Annotated in this window: 18 protein-coding genes; 9 read left to right on the forward strand and 9 right to left on the reverse strand. The window is 69.7% G+C overall.

Annotated elements, in window-relative coordinates; genetic code table 11:
- The first annotated feature begins 402 nt into the window (after nt 1–402).
- Nucleotides 403–1632: a cation:proton antiporter gene (locus ABZ840_RS06680; RefSeq protein WP_361554367.1), complete on the forward strand. Its 1230-nt coding sequence runs from the start codon at nt 403–405 to the stop codon at nt 1630–1632.
- Between the two features lie 34 nt (nt 1633–1666).
- Here ABZ840_RS06680 and ABZ840_RS06685 read toward each other — a convergent pair whose 3' ends face one another.
- Nucleotides 1667–1840 carry a hypothetical protein gene (locus ABZ840_RS06685; RefSeq protein WP_361554370.1) on the reverse strand — a complete coding sequence of 58 codons (174 nt, stop codon included), beginning with the start codon at nt 1838–1840 and terminating at the stop codon, nt 1667–1669.
- 246 nt (nt 1841–2086) lie between these two features.
- Between ABZ840_RS06685 and ABZ840_RS06690 the strand changes: the two genes are divergently transcribed.
- The 3 genes from ABZ840_RS06690 to ABZ840_RS06700 are packed head-to-tail and all read left to right on the forward strand — an operon-like array spanning nt 2087 to nt 3703.
- Nucleotides 2087–2686: a sulfite oxidase-like oxidoreductase gene (locus tag ABZ840_RS06690; protein ID WP_361554373.1), complete on the forward strand. Its 600-nt coding sequence runs from the start codon at nt 2087–2089 to the stop codon at nt 2684–2686.
- Entirely contained in the window at nt 2656–3420 is a 765-nt protein-coding gene (locus ABZ840_RS06695) for a ferredoxin reductase (protein ID WP_361554376.1), read from the forward strand. Before ABZ840_RS06690 ends, ABZ840_RS06695 begins: the two co-directional genes overlap by 31 nt.
- A gap of 1 nt (nt 3421) precedes the next feature.
- Nucleotides 3422–3703, forward strand: coding sequence for a DUF6510 family protein (locus ABZ840_RS06700; RefSeq protein WP_361554379.1), 282 nt, complete (start codon nt 3422–3424; stop codon nt 3701–3703).
- A gap of 152 nt (nt 3704–3855) precedes the next feature.
- On the opposite strand, the gene ABZ840_RS06705 is transcribed toward ABZ840_RS06700, so the two are convergent.
- The 7 genes from ABZ840_RS06705 to ABZ840_RS06735 form a co-directional block, all read right to left on the reverse strand.
- Nucleotides 3856–5478 (reverse strand): amidase, encoded by a 1623-nt coding sequence (locus tag ABZ840_RS06705; protein ID WP_361554382.1) that lies wholly within the window; start codon nt 5476–5478, stop codon nt 3856–3858.
- A gap of 138 nt (nt 5479–5616) precedes the next feature.
- Complete coding sequence (locus ABZ840_RS06710; protein ID WP_361554385.1) at nt 5617–6480, reverse strand: alpha/beta fold hydrolase; 864 nt, start codon at nt 6478–6480, stop codon at nt 5617–5619.
- 72 nt (nt 6481–6552) lie between these two features.
- Nucleotides 6553–9474 (reverse strand): alpha-glucuronidase family glycosyl hydrolase, encoded by a 2922-nt coding sequence (locus ABZ840_RS06715; protein ID WP_361554388.1) that lies wholly within the window; start codon nt 9472–9474, stop codon nt 6553–6555.
- A gap of 48 nt (nt 9475–9522) precedes the next feature.
- Nucleotides 9523–10470 (reverse strand): carbohydrate ABC transporter permease, encoded by a 948-nt coding sequence (locus ABZ840_RS06720; protein ID WP_361554391.1) that lies wholly within the window; start codon nt 10468–10470, stop codon nt 9523–9525.
- A 1-nt stretch (nt 10471) separates the two neighbouring features.
- Complete coding sequence (locus tag ABZ840_RS06725) at nt 10472–11428, reverse strand: sugar ABC transporter permease (protein ID WP_361554394.1); 957 nt, start codon at nt 11426–11428, stop codon at nt 10472–10474.
- A gap of 21 nt (nt 11429–11449) precedes the next feature.
- The gene (locus ABZ840_RS06730; RefSeq protein WP_361554397.1) at nt 11450–12769 is read right to left on the reverse strand and encodes an extracellular solute-binding protein; all 1320 of its coding nucleotides are present in this window, start codon (nt 12767–12769) and stop codon (nt 11450–11452) included.
- Between the two features lie 41 nt (nt 12770–12810).
- Nucleotides 12811–14637, reverse strand: a complete 1827-nt coding sequence (locus ABZ840_RS06735) for a sugar-binding domain-containing protein (RefSeq protein ID WP_361554400.1) — start codon at nt 14635–14637, stop codon at nt 12811–12813.
- A gap of 174 nt (nt 14638–14811) precedes the next feature.
- Between ABZ840_RS06735 and ABZ840_RS06740 the strand changes: the two genes are divergently transcribed.
- The 4 genes from ABZ840_RS06740 (at nt 14812) to ABZ840_RS06755 (ending at nt 18793) form a co-directional block, all read left to right on the forward strand.
- Nucleotides 14812–15840 carry a LacI family DNA-binding transcriptional regulator gene (locus ABZ840_RS06740; RefSeq protein WP_361554403.1) on the forward strand — a complete coding sequence of 343 codons (1029 nt, stop codon included), beginning with the start codon at nt 14812–14814 and terminating at the stop codon, nt 15838–15840.
- 148 nt (nt 15841–15988) lie between these two features.
- Nucleotides 15989–16123 carry a hypothetical protein gene (locus tag ABZ840_RS06745; RefSeq protein ID WP_361554406.1) on the forward strand — a complete coding sequence of 45 codons (135 nt, stop codon included), beginning with the start codon at nt 15989–15991 and terminating at the stop codon, nt 16121–16123.
- Nucleotides 16124–16144: 21 nt separating this feature from the next.
- Nucleotides 16145–17605: a family 43 glycosylhydrolase gene (locus tag ABZ840_RS06750; protein WP_361554409.1), complete on the forward strand. Its 1461-nt coding sequence runs from the start codon at nt 16145–16147 to the stop codon at nt 17603–17605.
- Between the two features lie 411 nt (nt 17606–18016).
- A complete protein-coding gene (locus ABZ840_RS06755; protein ID WP_361554412.1) occupies nt 18017–18793 on the forward strand; it encodes a chaplin family protein in 777 nt (258 codons plus the stop codon).
- 145 nt (nt 18794–18938) lie between these two features.
- On the opposite strand, the gene ABZ840_RS06760 is transcribed toward ABZ840_RS06755, so the two are convergent.
- A complete protein-coding gene (locus ABZ840_RS06760) occupies nt 18939–20063 on the reverse strand; it encodes a GAF domain-containing protein (protein ID WP_361554415.1) in 1125 nt (374 codons plus the stop codon).
- 233 nt (nt 20064–20296) lie between these two features.
- On the opposite strand from ABZ840_RS06760, the gene ABZ840_RS06765 reads away from it, so the two are divergent.
- On the forward strand, nt 20297–22114 hold the full coding sequence (locus ABZ840_RS06765; RefSeq protein WP_361554418.1) for an NAD(P)/FAD-dependent oxidoreductase: 1818 nt from the start codon (nt 20297–20299) through the stop codon (nt 22112–22114).
- Nucleotides 22115–22186 lie beyond the last annotated feature (72 nt).

The following is a 22186-nucleotide window of genomic DNA, read 5'->3' on the forward strand; positions in this document are numbered from 1 at the left end:
GGGAACCGTGCTGTCTTGGTGGTCGGGGCTTCACATGAGCAGGGCGCGGGACTGATTGCGGTATTCCTTGGCGGTCGTTGCCGAGGCCGAAGCACGGACGTACGTTGCCCAAGGGCGGGCCGGGGAGGGCAGCGACCGCACTCTGCTCGGGCGCCGGCGCTCCGGCTTGCGGAATACCGTCACCTGCACCGCGTTCCGCGAGGTCGGCCGTGTGATCCGCATTGTGCAGCGGCTGCGCTGCGGATCCGACGACCCGCTACGCCGCCGGGTGGCCACAAACCCGGCCACCGCCGGCTTCAGCCAGGCCGCTTGAGCCTGGGGCCGGCTGGGTCAGGTTCAGGCGGCGACATGCAGCTTCTGCTGCACCTGCTGGAGGGGTGCGGCGTGTAGGAGGTGCCTGGCGTGCCGGATGTGTCGTTCGTCAACCTCTTCGCGGTCGTACTGATCGCGCTGCTGGCTCCGCTGCTGCTCGGCCTTGCTCCCCGCGTGCGCATTCCAGCGGTGGTGCTGGAGATCGTGGCGGGCATTGCCTTCGGACCTGCCGGTCTCGGCTGGATCCAGGTCGATCTGCCGGTCCAGATCGTGGCCCTTCTCGGGCTCGCGTTTCTGCTGTTCCTGGCCGGTCTCGAGATCGATCTGCAGGGGCTGCGAGGGCGCTTGCTGGGATACGCGCTGCTCGGATATGTGGCCACCCTCGTCCTTGGCACGGCGGCAGGGGTGTCCTTCCGTTGGGCCGGGTGGGTGCAGAGCCCGCTGCTGATCGCGGTCGCCCTCTCGGCCACCTCTTTGGGTCTGGTCGTTCCACTCCTCAAAGACGCGGGCCACACGGACAGCGAGGTCGGACAGGCCACGATCGCGGCCTCCTCGGTGGCGGACTTCGGCGCTGTGGTGCTGCTGTCCCTGCTGTTCTCCACCTCGGGCGGCAGTACCGGCGGCCGTGTCGTGCTGCTGGTCGGCTTCACCGTTCTGGTGGCCGTGGCCGCACTGGTCGTGGTGCTGGCGAGCCGCTCGATGAGGCTCGGTGATGTGCTGCTGCGCTTGCAGGACACCACGGCGCAGATCCGGGTCCGGGCGGCGGTCGTGCTGCTCGTCGGGTTCGTTGTGCTGGCCGAGAGGCTCGGTCTGGAGACCATTCTGGGGGCGTTCATGGCCGGTGCGGTCGTCGGCCTGGTGGATCGGGACTCCGCCACCCACCCTCACTTCCGTACCAAGCTGGAAGCCATCGGATACGGCTTTCTGACTCCGGTGTTCTTTGTCGCCAGTGGCCTGGGTCTGGATCTGCGGGGGCTGTTCGGAAGCCCATCGGCTCTGCTGCCGGTTCCGCTGTTCCTGGTGGCTTTGCTGGTCGTACGCGGCATGCCGGCACTGCTGTACCGGCGCTCGCTGGGGACACGGTCGTCGGTGGCCGCAGGCCTGCTGCAGGCTACCTCTCTGCCGTTCCTGGTCGCCGCGGCGCAGATCGGGGTCACGGTGGGGCTCATGAGGCCCGTCACGGCCGCGGCTCTGGTCTGTGCCGGACTGCTGTCCGTTCTGCTGTTCCCGGTGGGCGCGCTGGCGTTGCTGCGTGGCCGCGAGGAGGCGCCACCGACGCAGGCCGGGACGCGTTCCTCGGGTATGGGCGAGGCCATGTGAGGGGGCCTACGCGGTCCCGGCCTGTTGCCTGGGCTCAGGGCCGGCCGATCTCGTCGAAGACCTTGATCGTTCCAGGGGTTCCGAGCGCCACGAGCGCCTCGTGGTAGTGGTCGAGCCCCTGGCTGGGGAGGGTGAGCAGGCGGACAGCCGGGGTAGCCGGGGCGGCCGAGGCAGCGGGGATGCCGCCGACCCGGGTGCACCAGCTCACCTAAGGACACCGACCTGGATGTCCTGGACGCCACGCTCGGGTGACCTCAGCTGGAGGTGCAGCCGCCGGACACCTCGATGTTCTGCGGTCAGATCCTTTGCACAGCTCCTGGCGCGGCGCCACGACGGTCGATTTTCGCTCGCGCCTCCCACAGTGGAGATGTCGTTCCCGGGGGCGTCGGCGGCTTGTACCCTCAAGGAACGGGACAGATCCATGGGAATTACCCTCAGGGAATGGGGCGGATCCATGGGAATCGTTTCGCGGGGCTTTCACGGCCGGGCGCGCCCAACGGATGTGCAGCTGCCTCCCGGCCAATATCTGACCGAGGACTTTCCGGTGCTGTCGGCCGGTCCCACGCCGAGCATCGCGCGGGGGGACTGGGAGTTCACCATCAGGACCGAGAGCGGAACACGCCACCGCTGGTCGTGGTCGGACCTGATGGCGCTGCCGGGTGAGCGGCCGACGGTGGACCTGCACTGCGTGACCAAGTGGTCGAAGCTGGAAACCGGTTGGCAAGGGGTATCGCTGGACACGCTGTTCGCCGGGGTGGAGACGGCGGCCGATTTCGTGCTGGTCCACTCCTACGGCGGCTACACGACGAACCTGCCGCTGGAGGACCTGCTGGGCGGCAGGGCGTGGATCGCCTATCAGTACGAGGGGGAAGACCTGGCTCCGGTACACGGCGGCCCGGCCCGGCTGCTGGTGCCGCATCTCTACCTATGGAAGTCGGCCAAGTGGGTGCGGGGCATGCGGCTGCTGACCGAGGAGGAGCCGGGGTTCTGGGAGAGCATCGGCTACCACGACTACGGTGACCCGTGGCGCGAGCAGCGGTACCAGGGCGACTGAAGGGCACCCTGACCTGGCAGGCCGCCCGGCTGGTCGGCCTGCGCGACGAGACGCCCACGGCCCGCACGCTGGCTTTCGACGTACCCGGCTGGGCCGGGCACCTGGCCGGCCAGCACGTGGATGTGCGGCTGACCGCCGAGGACGGCTACAGCACCCAGCGCAGTTACTCGCTGGCCTCCGCGCCCGACGGCGACCGGATCGAGCTGACGGTGCAGCGCGTGCCCGACGGGGAGGTCTCGCCGTATCTGGCCGGTGTGATGGAGATCGGTGACCTGGTGGAGATCCGGGGCCCGGTGGGCGGCTGGTTCGTCTGGCGGCCGGCCGATACGCACCCGGTGCTGTTGGTGGGCGGCGGATCGGGGATTGCCCCGCTGATGGCCATGATCCGCACCCGCCGCAGCCTCGGCAGCCGCACCCCCTTCCGGCTGATCTACTCGGTCCGCACTCCCGAGGACCGGTACTACGCCCCCGAACTGCGCACCCCGCAGCCCGGTGACGGCGGTCTGGAGGTCACCCACCTCTACACCCGGCGTACGCCTGCGAACTGGCCGAGGCCCGCCCAACGCCTGCACCTTGCCGACCTGCAGACCCATGGCTGGCCACCGGAGCTCGAGCCGGTCTGTTTCGTCTGCGGGCCGACCGGCTTCGTCGAGACCGCCGCGGCCCAGCTGGTGACCACGGGCCACGACCCCCGCCGGATCAGAACCGAACGCTTCGGCCCCACGGGAGGCTGACATGGACCGACAGGACACCATGGAGTACGAAGACGGCAACGCACTCGCCGGCCCCCTGGGCGAACTGTTCGCCCCGGACGTCACCGTGGCCACCGGCCGCTGCGCCGGCTGCGGGCTGACCGCCCACGTCGCGGAGCTGCGTGTGTACGCGCATGCCCCGGGCCTGGTGGCCCGCTGCCCGAGCTGCGACGCAGTGATCCTCCGGCTCGTACGGGCTACCGGCGCCGCATGGCTGGACCTGCGCGGGGCGGTCTGCATGCGCGTACCGCTGCCTCCCGCATGAAGCCGCCGGACGTCCTGACCGAGCTGACGCTCCGGCAGAACGGCTGATCAGTGATGTGGAGCGGTTGACCTGGCTCGGAAGGAAGAGTGAGCTGCTCTGTCGCCCTTCCTTCCGAGCCTTTCGAGTCCTTCCGAGCCTTTCGAGCCCGCCGGCTATGACGACGGCCGGGTGGCGTCGGGGCCCACCGACCGCAGGTAGTGCGGCGCTCGCCAGGCGGACAGGCGGTGTTCCACCGCGGCCCCCAGTGACAGCAGCTTGCCGTCCTGGTGGTTACTGGCCATAAGCAGCACGCCGACGGGCAGCTCGTTCACGAACCCGGCGGGTACCGACAGAGACGGGTATCCGGCGACGGCCGCCGGGGTGGAGGACGGGATCACGTCGTTGTCGCCGCGCGCGCAGTCGGTCGTCCAGGCGGGCGGATTCGTCGGCGAGGCGATGGCGTCCAGCCGGTGGGCGGCCATGGTCTCGTCGATGGAGCGCTGCGAGAGGTCCTTCAGCTCGGCTCGCTTGGCCCGGTACGAGGGGTCGGTGGTGGGCGGCGCGGCGAGGGCCTGCTCGAACAGCTGCTGGCCGGCGAAGCAGGTCTGCTCCGCGGGGTGGGTGCGGTTGAATTCGATGAGCTCGGCGAGGCTCTGCGGCCCCTTGCGGGTGGCGAGGTAGGCGTCGATGTCCCGGTGGAACTCACTGAGCAGTGCCGGGAATTCGAGCTCGGCGAGTCGCTTCTGGTACGGGGGCGTCACCTCGATGACCGTGGCTCCCGCTGCCCGCAGCTTCTTCGCGGTACGGGTCATCAGCGCGTCCACCTCCGGCCCGAGCGAGGGCAGCCGCCACAGGCCGATCCGCTTGCCGCGCAGGTCGCCCGTGCGAGCCGACCCGTTCGCAAGGCCGAGGGAACCACCGGGGCGCGAAGCGTTACGGTCGCCGCTGAGCACCGACAGGGTGAGCGCGGTGTCGGTCACATTGCGCGCCATGGGCCCCGCGGTGTCCTGCTCGGCGGAGATCGGTACCACGCCGTCCTGGCTGACCAGGCCGAGGCTGGGCTTGTGGCCGACCACCCCGTTCATTCCGGCCGGGCAGACGATGGAGCCGTCCGTCTCGGTGCCGATCGCCACCTGTGCCAGGGACGCGGCGAGCGCGGCGCCCGAACCGGCGGAGGAGCCGCATGGATTCCGGTCGAGCACGTACGGATTGTTGGTCTGTCCGCCCACCGCCGACCAGCCCGATGTCGGCTTCTCCGCACGGAAGTTGGCCCACTCGGAGAGGTTGGTCTTGCCGAGGATCACCGCCCCCGCGTCCCGCAGCCGCTTCACCAGGAGTGCGTCATTGCTCGGTGGGCTGCCGGCCAGTGCGAGGGACCCGGCCGTCGTCGGCATGCCGCGGGTGTCCACGTTGTCCTTGAGCAGGACGGGGATGCCGTCGAGCGGGCCGAGGGTGCGTCCGTGCCGATGCCGGGCATCGCTGGCAGCGGCCTGGCGCAGCGCCGTCGGGTCGGTACGCAGCACCGCGTGGATCTTTGGGTCGATGGTCTTGATCCGCCACAGGTAGGCGCTGGTCAGCGCCGACGAGGTGAGCGATCCGCGAGCCATGCGTGCCTGCAACTGCGGGATGGTGACCGTGTCGAGGTCGACGCCCAGCTTGGGAGGTGAACCGGCCGGTGCCTGCTGATGGTCGGCACCAGTATTCGCGCCTTCCGCATACGAATGCGGCACGGCGGCACACAGGGTTCCCGCGACCAGGGTGACGGCTGCCAGTGTCCCCATGCTCCTGTTTCTCATGCTCCTCATGAGAGGTAGCCGACTATACGGCCGCACCCTGGCGCAAGGGCGCCTCGATCGCTTGCGCCATTGGTGGGAACGGTCGGCGTAAAAGCCCTCATTGGGGGCGGGGCGGCCACTCACCGTTGTGGGCCGGCTCTAGGCGATCAGCTCTTCCAGGATCGCCACCACGGCCGCCGGTTGGAGGAAGAAGCCGGTGTGGCTGGTGTCCAGGCTGTGCACGTCGTAGGGGTTGTCAGGGGTGAGTGCGTCACCCTCGGCGATCAGTCGGTCCTGCATCGCCACCGGGAGTGTGCGGTCACTGGTGAGCCGGATATAGGTACGAGCGATTGCTCCCCAGGTGTCGGCGTGTCCGCGGGCGTCGGCCGCCATCACGGCGAGGGACTCATCGGGCTGCAGGAGGTTGAGAAAGGCGCGGAACTGCTCGTCGGTGGCGTCCGCCATGATCGCTGCCTTGGCGGCGGCGAGCATGGCGGGATCGGCCGTCCGGTAGTTGGCCCTGCCGACGCCGAGGCCGGCCGGGTCGCCCACGTTCAATGCTGCCAGCGGGGCCAGCAGGTTGTCGGCGAACTCGGGCTCCTGCATGTACTCGACCGGGCTGGACCGCTGAACGCAGGACCACGCGGAGATGTAGACGAGCCTGTCCAGCAGTTCGGGGATCGTGTTGCCCACTTGCGTGACGGTGGTACCGCCGAGACTGGCGCCCACCAGCACCACCGGCCCGTGCCGGGCAACCCTGCGGACGACGTCGACCACCATGTCCACGTTGTCCTGCAAGGTGACCTCGGCCAACCTTGAAGGCTCGACCGCCCAGGCGTCGAGGTCCTGGGGCGCGTGGTAGGCCACCGGATACTGGGCGTCGAACCCATGGCCCGGCAGGTCGACGGCGAAGCTGCGGTGGCCGCGGAGCGCCAACTCCCGTTGAATCGGCGCCCACATGAACGAATTGGAGCAGGCCCCGTGCACCAGGACGAACGTAGGACCGGCATGGTGAGTACTCATGATCCGGATCGTAGTGAGCACGCCCCGACTCGGCCTCCGGTTTTCGGAGGGCTGCCGGCCGTCCCTCCACGCTCACTCCCGGTCGTCGGCCACCACCACGCAGGCGCTGAGATGCCAGGTCTGGTCCTCCTTCGCGGAGAATTCCAGGTCCACGTCGCGCCCTGAGGGTCCGCCGTCCAGCGGGATGCGGAGCCAGGTGAACTCCCGTCCGTCGAGCTGCTCGCTGCGGGCCTTCTCCTCGCCGTCCACGCGGACGATCAGCGTCCTGTTGAAGGTGTGGGGATCGCCTGTGAGCAGATGTGCTGTGCAGCGCCCTGCGGGCAGCTTCAGCCGCAGCACGGTCGGGGCGCTGTCGCGTACGTAGTCCCGGCGCACGACGTCGAAGAGTCCGGTGTCGGTGGCGTCCGGTGTGTTGCCCACCCAGCCGAAGTCCGCGCCTTCGTGCCAGGTGCTGTCGGGCGAGAGACGGGTGTAGTCCTTGAGTACGGGCGCCGAGCCCGGTCCGGCGTCCAAAGCGTGTACGCATCGGGAGGCGGGTGGGACGACGACGGTCTTGGCCAGGCTGCGCAGCGAGGAATCGAGGACCGGAACGGAGCCCGATTTCGGGCGCGCGTGCAGGGTGGCGAGTGCGGGGACCGGCGGCGGCACGACGGTCATCTTCACCGTGGTGTCGCCGCGTGAGGTCACGTAGCCGGTTGCCTGCTCGGATCGCCAGCCGTCCGGTACGTCCAGCGAGACGGTGGTGCGCAGGCCGGAGCCGGTCGCATTGACCAGCTGTACCGGCAGCTCGTTGCGTTCGCCGCCCAGCAGGGCCGTGGCGGCCGGGGCGATGACCGCTTGGAGCCAGCTGCGCTGCTCGTCGCGGATCCGGCTGAGTTCGAACCAGTAGGCGACGAGGGTGTCCCGCCACTTCGTGGCCTCGGTCAGCTGCTGGTCGAGCTGGCGGTGTACCTCGGTGAAACGTTGGTGGTCGATGCGGCGGCGCAGTCCGTCCCAGTCCTTGCGCATGTCCGCGACCCGTGCCGCACCGGCGAAGTGTGTGTCGTAGATGTGCTGGATGATGGTCGTGCCGTTGTCCAGCCGGTGGGTGTAGGGGACGTGGTGGAGGAAGAGGAGCAGTTCCTCGGGGCAGTTCTCCAGCGACTCGTAGGTGTCCCGTATCGCGGGTGCGTACAGCTCGGTGTAGCCGTTGCCGGTGGCGGCGGTACGGTCGTAGCCGATGCCCTCGCGGTTCGACTTGTGGAACTGGGTGGTCGTGGTCGGGCTGGGGTCGAAGTGGCCCGTCACCGAGCCGTCCGGCGGATGCGTGAGGTAGCCGGTGCCCAGCGGTGAGGTGTAGTCCTCGTAGGTGTGCCAGGAGCCCAGCAGCAGGGCGGAGACCGTGGTGATGACGTGGGGGTCGTTGCCGAACGTCATCCGGGTCCACTCGTCGGCCAGATCCTCCGCGGACAGCTCCGGGTTCCAGGCGAGCCGTCCGTAGCCGTGGGTGTTGGCGGCGGCGAGGTGGGAGCCGGTCCAGTTCCTGGCGTCGCCGAAGTTCATCACGCCGGCGAAACCGAAGTGCGTGTAGGAGTGCACCCGGCCGGTCACGACGCGGGCCACGGTGCTTCCCTCGCCGTCCTTGCGCGTGTCGAAGTCCAGGACTTCCTTCCATTGCGGCACGAGATAGCACAGGTGGGTGGAGTGTCCGGTGTACTCCTGTGTCACCTGGAGCTCGATCATCGAGTTCGTGCGTGGCAGCGAGCCGAAGAGGGGGTGGGCCGGTTCGCGGACCTGGAAGTCGATGGGGCCGTTCTTGATCTGCACGATGGCGTTGTCCGCGAACTTCCCGTCCAGCGGGGTGAAGTCCTGGTAGGCCTGCCGGTCCCATTTCTCGTCGCCGTCGTGGACGAACGACCGCCACATCACGATTCCGCCGTGTGGTTCGAGAGCGCCTGCCAGCAGGTTGGCCCCGTCGGCGTGGGTGCGTCCGTAGTCCAGCGGTCCGGGGCGCCCCTCGGAGTTGGCCTTCACCAGGAAGCCGCCGAAGTCCTCGATCTTGCCGTAGATCTCCTTGGCCTTCTTCTGCCACCAACTGCGCACGCCCGCGTCGAAGGGGTCGGCCGTGTCCAGTCCGCCCAGGTCGATGGGCGCGGCGAAGTTCGCCGTGACGTAGAGCGCCACGCCGTAGCGGCGCAGTACGCCGGCCAGCGCGGCCAGCTTGGTCAGGAACGGCTCGGCGAGATAGTCCGCGGGCGTGTTGACATTGTTGATCACGGCGCCGTTGATGCCGAGCGAGGCCAGGACGCGCGCGTAGTCCGTGTACCGGCTGTCGAGTTGCGGCAGTCTTTCCCAGTCGAAGAAGGACAGGCCCGCGTAGCCGCGCTCGATCGAACCGTCGATGTTGTCCCAGTGGTCGGCCACGCGCAACGGCGCGGCGGGCCGCTCCGTGAGATCGACGTGCTCCAGCGGCCGTCGGGTCTGCACGAGCCGCAGCAGGTGGAACGCACCGTAGAGCACACCGCGGTCGGCATGGGCCGCCACCACGGTGCGGATTCTCCCGCGCTTGGTGACGCGGCGGATGACGTAGCCCTCATCGCCCAGCTCGGCCAGGTCGGCCGCCGGGATGAGCTCCCGGATCAGGGAGGAGCTCGTCGGCGTACCCACCACAAGTGCCGCGTCGGACGGGGCGTGGGAGCGTTGCTTCACACGCGTGCCGAGCAGGCCGGTCAGCCCGCGGGCCAACTCGTCCACCGCCGATCGCTGGAGCGGGCCGCCGCCCTGCCGGACGAGGGTCCCCAGGGCGGCTCGGTAGCGCTTGAGCTGTCCGGGGTCCTCCACCTGCCGGTAGCGCAGCCACAGCTCGTAGCCGTCCTCGGCGGACAACGTTGTCGCCGACGGTCCGGTACCGACGGACGGCTGCGCCGAGGCCGGCCGCGAGAGGCCGAGGGAACCGACCACGCCACCCAGCGCGGCCGCGGACAGAACGCTCCGGCGCCGTATTCCTGAGCTCATGAGTTCTCCCTTTCGTCGCTGAACGAACGGTGCGCACGATGGTTTTGGCTACTGGCCTCCCAGGCCCGTGGTGGCCACCGACTTCACGATGTGCCGCTGGAAGAAGACGAAGACCAGGACCAGCGGCAGTGCGGCCAGTACCGCCGACGACATGGTCTGGGCGTAGTTGACGCCGTAGGCGTCCTTCACCGAGGTGATGCCGACGGGCAGTGTCATCAAAGCCGGGTCGGACGTGGAGATGAACGGCCACATGAAGTTGTTCCATGCGCCGATGAACACGAAGATGGCGACGGCGGCGAGCATCGGACGGGACAGGGGCAGCATCACCGACCAGAAGATCCGGGCGTGCCCGGCGCCGTCGAGCCGGGCCGCCTCCTCCAGTTCACGGGGGATGGTGTCGAAGTGCTTCTTCAGGATGAAGACCATCACCGGGGCGACCGTCTGCGGCAGGATCACGGCCGCGTAGGTGTCGACCAGGTTCAGGGTGAGCATCTGCTGGAACCACGGGACCATCAGCAGCTGCGGCGGCACCAGGATCGCCGCCGTGGACATCGTGAAGAGCCACCGGCGGCCGCGGAACAGGGTCCGGGAGAAGGCGTAGCCGGCCATCGCCGACACCACCACGGTGACCAGGGTGACCGCCGCGGAGATGACGAAGCTGTTCAGCATCCACAGTGGCAGGTCACCGCGCTCGAGCACGGTACGGAAGCCGTCCAGGGTGAAGCCGGCCTGCGGCCATATCCAGTGCATCGCGTCGCTGGCGTCCCGCTCGGACTTGACCGAGGTGAACACCGCCCAGGCCATCGGCAGCAGCCAGGTGAGGGCCAGTACCGAGAGGGTGGCCAGTGCGAGCGTCCGCGAGACCCTGCTCGCTCCCAGCGTGAGGTTGGGGCCGCGCTGCGGAACCGGTCGCCGCGTCCGCCCGGCCCGGGATACGGCGGGGACGGGGGAGAGGGCGCGGCGCCCCGGGCGTACCCGGGCTTCGGTGGCGGTCATGTCACTTCTCCCTGCGGCGGAAGGCGAGGAACTGCGCGGCGGAGGCGAGGACGACGAGGGCGAAGAAGACATAGCTGATGGCAGAGGCGTAGCCGAGCCGGTAGCCGGTGAAGCCCATGTCGTAGAGGTACTCGACGACGGGGCGGGTGGAGCCGTTGGGTCCGCCCTTGGTCAGCAGGTACACCTGGTCGAAGACCTTCAGCGAGGCGAGCACCTGGAGCACGGCGATCACGGAGGTGATGCGTCGCAGCTGAGGCAGCGTCACGTGCCACAGTCGCCGCCACGCGCCGGCTCCGTCCAGCGCCGCAGCCTCGTACAGGTGGTCCGGCACCGATTGCAGCGCCGCGAGGAAGAGCAGGAAGTTGAAGCCGACCGTCCACCACAGCGTGGCGATCACGATCGCGTACAGGGCGGTCGACTCGTCGCTCAGCCAGCTGATGCCGTCCAGGCCGACCGCGCTCAGCAGGTGGTTGTAGAGGCCGAGGTCCGGCTGGTAGAGCCACGTCCACAGCAGGCTGATGACGCCTACCGGCAGCAGGTAGGGGGCGAAGAACGCCAGCCGCCACACCCACTGGCCGGGCAGTCCGGTGTGCACCAGCAGCGCCATGCCGAGCGCCACCATCACCAGCGGCACCGTGGAGACCGCGGTGAACCACACGGTGTGCCACACCGAGCGCCACATCTCGGCGTCGCCCAGGGCCTCCGCATAGTTGTCCAGGCCGAGGAACGAGGGGGAGTGGGCGGACAGTGAGGCGTCGGTGAGACTCATCCAGAGGCCGTCCGCCAGCGGCCAGAGCATGAAGACGGCGAACAGGAGAAGGAAGGGGAGCGCGAAGAGCAGACCAGGGGGAACGGCACGGCGCACTCCGGTGCCGAGCCCTTCGGGTCTGGTGCCGGGTTCTTCGGAGGTGCCGGCGGCGGCTCGCGGGCTGCCGGGCGAAGCGTACTGGGTGGACATCGATGGCTCCTTCGCGGCGGCTCAGGCGGGGCTCGGCCGGGACAGGGCCGTATTGATGCGCTTGATCATGGCGCGGGCCGCCCGGTCGGGCGCCAGGCCGTCGAGCAGCGCCTGCTGCAGCACCTGTGACATGGCGTTCTGGAAGTCGGACCCGGCACCGGTGAACCAGACCGCCGGGTCGAGCACCACGTGGTCGGCGGCGCGCGCGTACCGCGACTGCGGTTCGAGCCGTGCGTACGCCCGGGTGCGCGTCACCGGCTCGTAAGCGGGGATGTGACCGGCCTTCGCCCAAATCTGGCCTGCCTTGAGGATCGCCGCCACCGCCTGGTGCGTCCGCCTGCGCTGTGCCGCGTTGCGACCGGGATGCCGGGGGAGTACGAAGGAGTGGGAGTCGGCGTAGATCGCCGGGGTGCCGAACACCGTGGGGAAGGGCGCGGCACCGACCTTCGGGTCGGCGGCGCGGAAGGTGCCGAGCTCCCACTCCCCGGTCAGTGTCATGGCCGTCTGCCCGTTGGTGAAGGAGGCCAGCGCCGCCGGGTAGTCCAGGCGGCGGGGGTTGGCGCGCCCGTCGACCAGCTTGGCCATGAACGCGATGACCTCGGCCATGGCGTCCGCGTCCGCCGTGACGGGGCCGCCCTCGGGCAGTGCGAAGTCGTTCCCGGTCTGCCGGTACAGCCCGTAGAACAGCCGCCAGCCCTGAGCCGTGTCATTGACGTATCCGAAGGACACGCCCTGCTTGCCGGATGCCTTCGCCAGCTCCCTCCCCGCCTCCAGGAAGCGCGCCGGGGAGGAGAAAGCTTCCTGGTCCAGCGCACCGTCGCCCGTCAGCAGCCCGGCCTTGCGGGCGACGGCGGGGTGGAAGAAGACGATGAAGGGGTGGGTGTCCAGCGGTACGGCGTAGGTTCGGCCGCGGTACTGCGTGCGGCGCCACACCGCGTCGGCGAAGTCCTCCTCGCGGACACCGAACTCGGCGAGCAGATCGGAGTCCCATGGGTCCACCAGCCCCGTGGGCGCGTAACCCGCCAGTCGCGACATGTGCGCGATGGCGACGTCCGGCCCGCGCCCGCCGGCCGAGGCCATCGCGAGTTTGGTGTAGTACGGCGTGCCCCACTCCAGCACGGTGCGCTCGACGTGGGTACCGGGCATGTCCGGCCGGGCGGTACGCAACAGATCGTTCAGCAGGACCCCGTCGGCGCCGCTGAACAGGTCCCACAGGTGCACGGTACGCGGGTCACCGGCGGCCGCGGCCGTACCGCAGCCGGTGAGTGTCCCACCGGCGGCCAGTACGGCGGCCGAGGCCAGCGAAGCCCGCAGCACGTCCCGCCGGGACAGGTCGACCATGGAGCTGCCTCTCTCTGCATCGGTGTACGGCAAGGTGGTGCTCAGCCGGTGGTCTCGCAGGCCGCCGCGCGCTGCTGGACGCGGCGCAGTACGGCCATGTCGAACTTCTCGCTGCGGTCGAACCCGTAGACGCCATTGCGTTCCTGGAAGACGTCGGTGAGCTGCGTGTAGCAGTAGCCGAACATGTCCGGGTCATCGAGCAGCACGTCCACCAGGCCGGTGAAACGCGCGATGACCTCCTCGGCGCTGCGCGGCCGCTCGCCGTACCCCCAGGACGTGCCGGTCTCGTCGCCGGCCGCGGTGTCCGCTGCGGCGGGGTCCCACCAGATGCCGCCGAACTCGCTGCAGAAGTACGGCTGCCCGCGGTACGGGACCGACCAAGTACGGCCGTCAAGGCCGGTGTTGAGGTACGGGCGGTCCTCGGCGAGCCCCGACATCGTCTTGGCGAACGCCTCGACGTTCTGCTCGTAGCAATGCGAGTCGTAGATGTCGGTCTCCGGCACCCGGTGCGCGTAGCCGGAGGCGTCGATGACCGGCCGGCTGGGGTCGGCCTGCTTGGTGGCCAGGAACATCGCCCGCGTGACGTCGTCGAGCCCGGTGATCCGGTCGTGCAGGTGCTGGTAGGTCTCGTTCAGCGGGCACCAGCCGATGATCGCGGGGTGCGAGTGGTCCCGCTCCAGCGCCTCCAGCCACTGCGCGACGTAGCTGGCGTCCGGGCGCTGATTGTCGTCGCGGACGCCGGTCTCGCAGCCCCAGTCGCCGAACTCGCCCCACACCAGATAGCCCAGCCGGTCGGCGTGGTAGAGATACCGCTCCTCGAACACCTTCTGGTGCAGCCGGGCGCCGTTGAAGCCGGCCCGCAGGCCGAGCTCGATGTCGCGCACCAGGTCGGCGTCGCTGGGCGCGGTCATCAGCCCGTCCGGGTAGTAGCCCTGGTCCAGCACGAGCCGCTGGAAGACGGGCTCGCCGTTGAGCAGGACCCGCTTGCCGTGCAGTGCGACGGACCGCAGTCCCGCGTACGACGTGGCCTCGTCGACGACGGCGCCCTCGGTGTCGAGCAGCTGGAGCCGCAGGCCGTACAGGTGAGGGTCGGCCGGCGACCAGGTTCGTACCCGGTCCTGCGGGAGCATCAGCACCAGCCGCGGGCACAGGTCGAGGTCGGCGCGGGCCTCGGCGCGCACCACTTCGCCCTGTTCGTCGGTGAGGACCGCGCGCACTCGGTGGCCCGGCAGGTTGGCGGTGATGGGCAGTTCCAGGTGGAAGGCGCCCGAGCCCAGGTCGGGGGTGATGCGGGGGCGCTTGAAGCGGGTGCGGACCGGGACCGGCTCCAGCCACACCGTCTGCCAGATGCCGGTGGTCCGGGTGTAGTGGCAGTGCGTGTTGGCGTACCAGGTGGCCTGCTTGCCGCGGGCCTGCGGACCGTGCCGGCTGTCCCGCGCCCGCACCACGATCACCGCGTTCTCGCCGGGCGCGGCCACGCCGCGCAACTCCGCGGTGAACGGGGTGAAACCGCCGCGATGGCGTGCCACCTCGGTGCCGTTGACCCAGACCGTGGCGTCCTGGTCCACCGCTCCGAAGTGCAGCAGCACTTCCGATCCGGCCCACTCGGCCGGGACCGTCACGGTGCGCCGGTACCAGACGGCCTCCATGAAGTCGGTGTCGCCGATACCGGACAGCTCGGACTCGGGGCAGAACGGCACCGTGATCTCGCCCGAGAGGTCACGGTCGCGCAGCCCGCGCTCCAGGCCGCTGTCCGCCCGGTCCACCTCGAACTGCCAGCGGCCGTTGAGGTTCAGCCATGCGGCCCGGGCGAACTGGGGGCGCGGATACTCGGGACGCGGAACGTCCGTGGGCAGGGGCCTGCTCATACTGCTCCTCGCTTGTGCCGGTGCACTCGGGTCGAGCTCATGCCACCATGCACTTACATCGATGTAAATACTGGCGATCGGCAAAGTTTTCGTACGGACACGCCTGTCGCATCCGCCCGGCGGCCCGCCGGCGGCGGCCGGATACGATCCCGGTGGCGGAAGGAAGCACGGCATATGGGCAGGCCAAGGATCAAGGACGTCGCGGAGTACGCCGGCGTCTCCCCGAAGACGGTGTCGAACGTCCTCAACGACTACGAGCACGTCTCCGACCGGACCCGGACCGTGGTCCGGGAGGCCATCGACGCCCTCGGTTACCGGGTCAACATCGCGGGCCGCCAGTTGCGCCGCGGCCGCACGGGCATGATCGCCCTCGCCGTCCCCGACCTGGACATCGCCTACTTCGCGGAACTCGCGCACCACATCATGCTGGAAGCTGAGCGGCGCGGCGGCACCGTCCTCATCCTGGAGACCGGCGGCCGCCGGGAGCGCGAGATCGCCGCCGTACAGGGATTTGACGCGGAGTTCACCGACGGCGTCATCCTCAGCCCGCTCGCCCTGCGGCCCCGCGACCTCGCCCGGCGCGACACCCGGCTGCCGCTGGTGCTGCTCGGCGAGTGCAATCCGCCCGGCAGCGCCGACCACGTCGCCATCGACAACGTGGTGGCGGCCCGCGAGGCCACCGAACACCTGCTGTCGCGCGGCCGCCGCAGGATCGCGGTGATCGGCGGCGCCCTGCGCGGCCCGCGGAACACCGGCCGACTGCGCACGATGGGGTATCAGAAGGCGCTGGACGCCGCGGACGTCCCGCTGCCGGACGACCTCGTGGTGCCGGTGCCCGCCTACCGCTGGGCCGACGGGGCGAGTGCCGCCCGCGCCCTCATGCGGGGGCCGGAGCCGCCGGACGCACTGCTCTGCCTCAACGACCACCTGGCGCTCGGCGCCGTACGCGCCCTGCACGAGGACGGCTGGTCGGTGCCGAAGGACCTGGACGTCGTGGGCTTTGACGACATCGAGGCCACCCGCTACAGCATCCCCACCCTCACCACCGTGGCCCCGGACAAGCCCGGCATCGCACAGGACGCGGTGGGCATGCTGCTGGACCGCATCGACAGCGTAAATGCCGACAGCGGAAAAGCCGACGCCGCCGCCGTCGAGAAGGTGGCCGCACACCGACTGCTCGTACGGGAGAGCTCGGGGGGCTGAGGGGCACCCGCAGCGCTGGTCTTCTCGTGTCTCTCAACTGCCGCGCGCGAGGGGTTTACAGCGCCCTTTCAACGATGTAAAACCCAGACCGGCAACCCAGCGGCGTTCTGGAGCAACTGGGGCCACGACACCCACATCTTCAAGAGAGATGACGTTCGCCCAGGACCACGGCAAGAAGATGATCGCCTTCGAGAGCGGGATGACGGCCGCTCTCCACCCCGATGTCCGCACCCCCTTATGCCGCTGCCTGACGGCCTGCGGCTTCAGCGCCGGGTGCGGCTGATGCCTCCCGAAAGGTGTCCGCATGCCCAAGAGACCACTCCGTGCCCTGCTCGCCCGTGCGGGGCTGCTCGCCGTCGCCCTGCTCGCGCTGGTCGCGGGGCTGCTTCCGGCCTCGGCCGCACCGGTCGCCGAGCGCGCGGGGACCGCGGCGGCCGGTACGTTCCGCAATCCGCTCAACACGGGGCCCGACCCGTTTATGACCCACTGGAAAGGGTCCTACTACCTGACCACGACGCAGGGCGACAGCATCCGGATGTGGCGCGCGTCCTCCCTCGGCAACCTGCTCTCGTCCGATCCCGTCACCGTCTGGACCGACTCGGACGCCTCCCGAAACCGCAACATCTGGGCCCCGGAGTTCTACCGGTTCGGTGACCGCTGGTACATGTACTACACGGCCGACGACGGTGTGGACGAACACCACCGCCTGTACGTCCTGGAGTCCGAGCGCGACGACCCCACCGGGCCGTACCACTTCAAGGCCAAGCTCGCGCCGCCCAACCACGCGAACGACTTCGCCATCGACGCGGGCATCCTGCAGCACAACGGCCGCCTGTATCTGGCCTACAGCGGCATCAACCAGTACCAGCACAACGGGCTCAACATCGCCCCGATGTCCAACCCCTACACGGTCTCCGGTGACGCCGTCGCCCTCGACGGGGCCGGCGGCTGCCCCGAGGTGCGGGAGGGCCCCGAGTTCCTCTACCGCAACGGCCGTACGTGGATGACGTACTCGACCTGCGACACCGGGAAGCCCGATTACCAGGTCTGGATGATGTCACTGCCCTCGGACGCCGATCCGCTCGTCCCCGGCAACTGGCGGCAGCACCAGGGCGCGGTCTTCTCCCGGGCCGACGACCGCGGCGTCTTCGGTCCCGGCCACCACGCCTTCTTCCAGTCCCCGGACGGCAAGGAAGACTGGATCGTCTACCACGCCAAGACCACGTCCGCGTACACGTACGGCAACCGTACGACCCGGGCCCAGAAGATCACCTGGCGCGCGGACGGCAGCCCCGACCTCGGCCGGCCGCTCGCGCTCGGCGCCACTCAGGATCTGCCCTCGGGCGACCCCGGGTCGGGCAACTACTGGATCAATGACGACGGCCGGTCCAGCGGGCCGGGCAAACTGACCTACAGCGGATCCTGGAACTCCGGTACCGGCTGCGGCACGCAGTGCTTCTGGAGCGACGACCACTGGAGCGATCAGGCCGACGCCACGGCCACCTTCTCCTTCACCGGCACCCGCATCGCGCTGCTGTCCGTCAAGGACGTCGGCAACGGCTACGCGGCGATCAGCATCGACGGCGGCCCGGAGCAGCAGGTGGACTTCCACGGCTCACCCCGAGTCGGTGAGGCCCTGCAGTACATGAGCCCCCGCCTCGCGAGCGGCAACCACACGCTCCGCATCCGCGTCACCGGCCGGCACAACAACGACTCCCAGGCCTCCTTCGTGAGCGTCGACCGCGCCGAGGTCTACGTGAACTGACCCGCTCCGCTCCTTCCCCCGGCCACGTCACGTGGCCGGGGGCCCGAGTGATTGCGGCATACGGGTGATTCACGAGAGATTCACGTCTTCTCGCGTTTCCTCTTCCGGAGAGTGTCGTTAGCGATATCAATCATCGCTCGTACGCGTGGCGATAGAGGAATGCAGCTGACATATGTGTGAAGAGCATGCGTGCAACAGCAGCATTTATTGAGGTGGGGGAGGGGGTTCCTGCACAGACAGATACCGGTTCGGCGGATTCGGCGCTGCCCAGTGTCGCCTTCGCCGTTCGCTGCTGTGCCGTCAGCAGCCGGTCATGAGGCCGGCCACCCAATACGCCGCGCGTGGCATCACTTGCCGGAGCGCACACAGGTCCTCGCCTGTGTGACACAACTCAAGACAAGAGAAGAATCAATGCGACAGACATTGCAGAGCGTCGCGCTCGTCGCGGCAACCGCAGCGGGACTCTTCGCAGCAGTCGGCGGCACCGCCCACGCGGACGCCGGAGCATCAGGCGCCGCCGCCGGCTCGCCGGGCGTGCTGGCGGGCACTCTGGCCCAGCTGCCGGTACACGTCCCGGTCAACGTGTGCGGAAACACCGTGAACGTCGTCGGACTGCTGAATCCTGCGGCAGGCAACACCTGCGCAAACGGCAAGCGGGACAACGCCGGCCAGCACGGGGGGCACCACCAAGGCGGCCACCAGCACGGTGGGCACCAGCACGGCGGCGCTGAGGCCCATGGCACGACCGGCGACTCGCCGGGGGTGGGCTCGGGCAACGGCATCCAGGTGCCGGTCGACCTGCCGGTCAATGCCTGCGGCAACACCATCGACGTCGTCGGCGTCCTCAACCCGGTCACGGGCAACACGTGCTCGAACGACGGCCCGGTGCAGCGTCCGCCCCACCACCGGCCGCCGACGGAACACCCGCACCAGCCGCCCTCCGACCACAAGCCGCCCACGCCTCCGGAGAAGGCGACGCCTCCGGCCGAGCCGCAGGCACCGCGCCCGCACGCGCCGTCAACCGACGCGCGTGCCTCGGGCGAAAAGACTCCTCATGCGCCGGCCCCTGCGCACGCCGCCCTGGCCGAGACCGGAGCCGAGTGGCTCGGCCTGACGACCGCCGGCAGCGCGGCCGCACTTCTCGGTGGCGCGTTCCTGGTTCGACGGGCCCGCCGAGCCCGCGGCTGAACGCTCGCTCCGTACAGGTGCGGACGGTGACCCGCATCGAATGACAGGCCTGCTGCTTCCCGGAAACCGTCCGGAAGCCACCGGGACCCCCGGAAGCCACCGGAACCCCCGGGAGGCAGCAGGCACGGACCGTCAGCGGTGGTCGTCACCGCCCGGAGTGAAGGGTGAGCCGTACGCCTTCGGCGAGCCGGTACGGGCGGGTGTCCACGACGGCTCCCAGGAGTCGGCGGAGCCGGCTCACCTCAGCCCGGACGGTGACGAGATGGTCGGGGTCGCCGAAGAGGGACCGGCTCAGGGCGGCCGCGGTCAGGCCGGCGGGACCGGCCGCGTGCAGCAAAGAGAGAATCTGAGCGTGGCGCCTGGTGATGCTCCGGCACCAGGTGGTGTCGCCGGTACTCGCCCGCAGAACCGGTGCCCCGGACAGGTCGAGATCGAGCAGTACGGTGCGGCCACGGCCCATCGGGCGGACGAGCCAGCCGTTGGGCAGTCTCTCCGGCAGCCAGGCGCCGAGTCCGGGCACGGCGACGGCCCGGCCGGCCCGTGGCGCGGCGATCCGATCGGCCACGGCAACGCCGGCACGGTGCGCGACCCAGCCGTTGTCATCCACGACCAGAGCGGGGCCCCTGCCCCCGGCCAGCAGTGGTTCGGCCACCTGCCGCAGCGCGTCCAGCCGCTTCTGATGCGACCGCCACAACTCCGCCTCGGCCAGCCGCGTCGCCGCCTCGACCAGCATGCCGACCGCGGGGTGCAGGGACAGCGCCGGGCCGCTGACGTCGATGACCCCGAGCAGCTCGCCCGTACGTGGGTCGTGGATCGGAGCAGCACTGCAGTACCAGGGGTGCTGGCCCTGCTCGAAGTGCTCGCCGGCGAGAAGTTCGACGGGCGCGGCCTCGGCCAGCGCCGTTCCGATCGCGTTCGTGCCGACCTTGGCCTCGGTCCAGTCCGCACCCTCGGTGAATTCCAGTGCGTCGGCCCGGCGGCGGACGGCCGCAGCGCCCGCCCGCCACAGGACGGCGCCTTCGGCGTCGGTCACCACGAGCATCATGGTCGCCGCGTCCGAGGCGGCATGGAACATCTCGGCGATGCGGTCGACGACGTCGCGCAACGGTGAGTCGTACCGTCGCCGCGCGACCTCGTCCGCCGCGAAGATGGCGCGCTTGTTCACGCGGTCCGCCGTCAGACCGAACTCCGTCATCCGAGACCAGGAGTGGGAGACGATGGCGCGCGGCGGCACCGGCGGGCGGGCGCCGGCCATGACCGCCTCATGCATGCGGACCAGGTCCCGGGCGTGGGTCGGGAGGTTACGGCCAGGTGGGACGGCGCCGCGCACGCGCACCACCTCCCGGCTACCGCACCGTCGCGTCAGCCGCTCCAGGATAGGAGCCGGCCGGCGCGATGACCACGGTCCTGCGCGCGTGCAACTCCGCGCAACCGTTGCCGCCGGTACCCCGGCCGGGGTGAGATCGGCGTGACGTCATGAACGTCCGGTCGAAGGGAGTTCCGATGACACAGACGCTGGACGCGGTGGAACAGGACCGTTCTCCCCAGGCACGCGTCGACGACTGGCTCGCCCGGTTCGAGGCCGCACTCGCGGCTCGGGACGTGGCGGCCGCGGCCTCACTGTTCGCCACCACCAGCTACTGGCGGGACCTGGTGGCCTTCACCTGGAACATCAAGACCGTGGAGGGCCGGACCGGCGTAGCGGACCTGCTCACCGCCTGCCTCGACAGCACCGACCCGTCCGGGTTCCGCACCACCGAAGCGCCGACGGAGGCCGATGGCGTCACCGAGGCGTGGATCGAATTCGAGACCGCGGTGGGACAGGCGAAGGGCCATCTGCGGCTGACGGACGAGGGCGCGTGGACGTTGCTGACCAGCCTTCGCGAGCTCAAGGACTTCCCCGAACCGCGGGGTGACCTGCGGCCCAAGGGAGCGCTGCACGGCGCGATCGCCCAGCGCCGCTCCTGGGCCGAGGAACGGGACCTGGAGCAGGAGCAGCTGGGCTATGACCGGCAGCCGTACGTGGTGGTCATCGGCGGCGGTCAGGGCGGCATCGCGCTCGGTGCCCGGCTGCGGCAGCTCGGCGTGCCCGCCCTGGTCGTGGAGCGCAACGACCGGCCGGGCGACTCCTGGCGCAAGCGGTACAAGAGCCTGTGCCTGCACGACCCCGTCTGGTACGACCACCTTCCCTACCTGCCCTTCCCGGACAACTGGCCGGTGTTCGCGCCGAAGGACAAGATCGCGGACTGGCTGGAGATGTACACCCGCGTGATGGACGTGCCGTACTGGACGCGGTCGGAGGTCACCTCGGCCGCCTTCGACGAGGCGACCGAGACCTGGCGGGTCGTGGTGGACCGGGACGGCGAGGAGACCGTGCTCACTCCCCGCCACCTCGTCTTCGCCACCGGCATGTCGGGCAAGCCCAACCTCCCGTCGTTCCCCGGCATGGACCGCTTCGCGGGCGATCAGCACCACTCGTCGCAGCACCCGGGCCCGGACCGGTACGCGGGCAAGAAGGCGGTCGTCATCGGGTCCAACAACTCCGCTCACGACATCTGCGCGGCGCTCTGGGAACACGGCGCCGACGTGACGATGGTGCAGCGTTCCTCGACGCACGTCGTGCGGTCGGATTCCCTGATGGAACTGGGGCTCGGGGATCTCTACTCCGAACGTGCGGTACGCGCAGGGGTGACCACCGAGAAGGCCGACATGGTGTTCGCGTCGCTGCCCTACCGGATCATGCACGAGTTCCAGATCCCGGTCTACGACCAGATCCGCGAACGCGATGCCGACTTCTACGAACGCCTGGCCAAGGCCGGCTTCGAGCACGACTGGGGCGACGACGGGTCGGGCCTGTTCATGAAGTACCTGCGCCGCGGCTCCGGTTACTACATCGACGTAGGTGCCGCCGAACTCGTGGCCGACGGCAGGATCAAGCTCGCCCGCGGCCAGGTCGATCACGTCACCCGGACCGGCGTCGTGCTCGCCGACGGTACGGAACTGGACGCCGATCTGATCGTTTACGCGACCGGCTACGGCTCCATGAACGGCTGGGTCGCCGACCTGTGCGGCCAGGAGATGGCGGACCGGGTCGGCAAGTGCTGGGGACTGGGCTCGGACACGACCAAGGACCCCGGCCCGTGGGAAGGCGAACAACGCAACATGTGGAAGCCCACCCAGCAACCGGGTCTGTGGTTCCACGGCGGAAACCTGCACCAGTCCCGCCACTACTCGCTGTACCTCGCGCTCCAGCTGAAGGCCCGCTACGAGGACCTTCCCACCCCGGTCTACGGCCTCCAGGAGGTCCATCACCTCGCGTGAACCGGAGCCGGGGCGGTCGCGATGCGCCCTTGCACCGCGGCTGCCCCGGGGCGGGGCTGTGCCGTTCTCCCA

Origin of the sequence: Streptomyces sp. NPDC047117, assembly GCF_040643545.1 — a bacterium.
In the GTDB taxonomy this organism is placed as follows: Bacteria; Actinomycetota; Actinomycetes; order Streptomycetales; family Streptomycetaceae; genus Streptomyces.

Bases quoted from the DNA above. Each gene is read 5' to 3' on its own strand.
- ABZ840_RS06690 (WP_361554373.1), top strand. From the start codon at position 2,087: ATGGGAATCGTTTCGCGGGGCTTTCACGGCCGGGCGCGCCCAACGGAT.
- ABZ840_RS06700 (WP_361554379.1), top strand. From the start codon at position 3,422: ATGGACCGACAGGACACCATGGAGTACGAAGACGGCAACGCACTCGCC.
- ABZ840_RS06705 (WP_361554382.1), bottom strand. From the start codon at position 5,478: ATGAGAAACAGGAGCATGGGGACACTGGCAGCCGTCACCCTGGTCGCG.
- ABZ840_RS06710 (WP_361554385.1), bottom strand. From the start codon at position 6,480: ATGAGTACTCACCATGCCGGTCCTACGTTCGTCCTGGTGCACGGGGCC.
- ABZ840_RS06715 (WP_361554388.1), bottom strand. From the start codon at position 9,474: ATGAGCTCAGGAATACGGCGCCGGAGCGTTCTGTCCGCGGCCGCGCTG.
- ABZ840_RS06720 (WP_361554391.1), bottom strand. From the start codon at position 10,470: ATGACCGCCACCGAAGCCCGGGTACGCCCGGGGCGCCGCGCCCTCTCC.
- ABZ840_RS06725 (WP_361554394.1), bottom strand. From the start codon at position 11,428: ATGTCCACCCAGTACGCTTCGCCCGGCAGCCCGCGAGCCGCCGCCGGC.
- ABZ840_RS06730 (WP_361554397.1), bottom strand. From the start codon at position 12,769: ATGGTCGACCTGTCCCGGCGGGACGTGCTGCGGGCTTCGCTGGCCTCG.
- ABZ840_RS06735 (WP_361554400.1), bottom strand. From the start codon at position 14,637: ATGAGCAGGCCCCTGCCCACGGACGTTCCGCGTCCCGAGTATCCGCGC.
- ABZ840_RS06740 (WP_361554403.1), top strand. From the start codon at position 14,812: ATGGGCAGGCCAAGGATCAAGGACGTCGCGGAGTACGCCGGCGTCTCC.
- ABZ840_RS06745 (WP_361554406.1), top strand. From the start codon at position 15,989: ATGACGTTCGCCCAGGACCACGGCAAGAAGATGATCGCCTTCGAGAGC.
- ABZ840_RS06750 (WP_361554409.1), top strand. From the start codon at position 16,145: ATGCCCAAGAGACCACTCCGTGCCCTGCTCGCCCGTGCGGGGCTGCTC.
- ABZ840_RS06755 (WP_361554412.1), top strand. From the start codon at position 18,017: ATGCGACAGACATTGCAGAGCGTCGCGCTCGTCGCGGCAACCGCAGCG.
- ABZ840_RS06760 (WP_361554415.1), bottom strand. From the start codon at position 20,063: ATGCATGAGGCGGTCATGGCCGGCGCCCGCCCGCCGGTGCCGCCGCGC.
- ABZ840_RS06765 (WP_361554418.1), top strand. From the start codon at position 20,297: ATGACACAGACGCTGGACGCGGTGGAACAGGACCGTTCTCCCCAGGCA.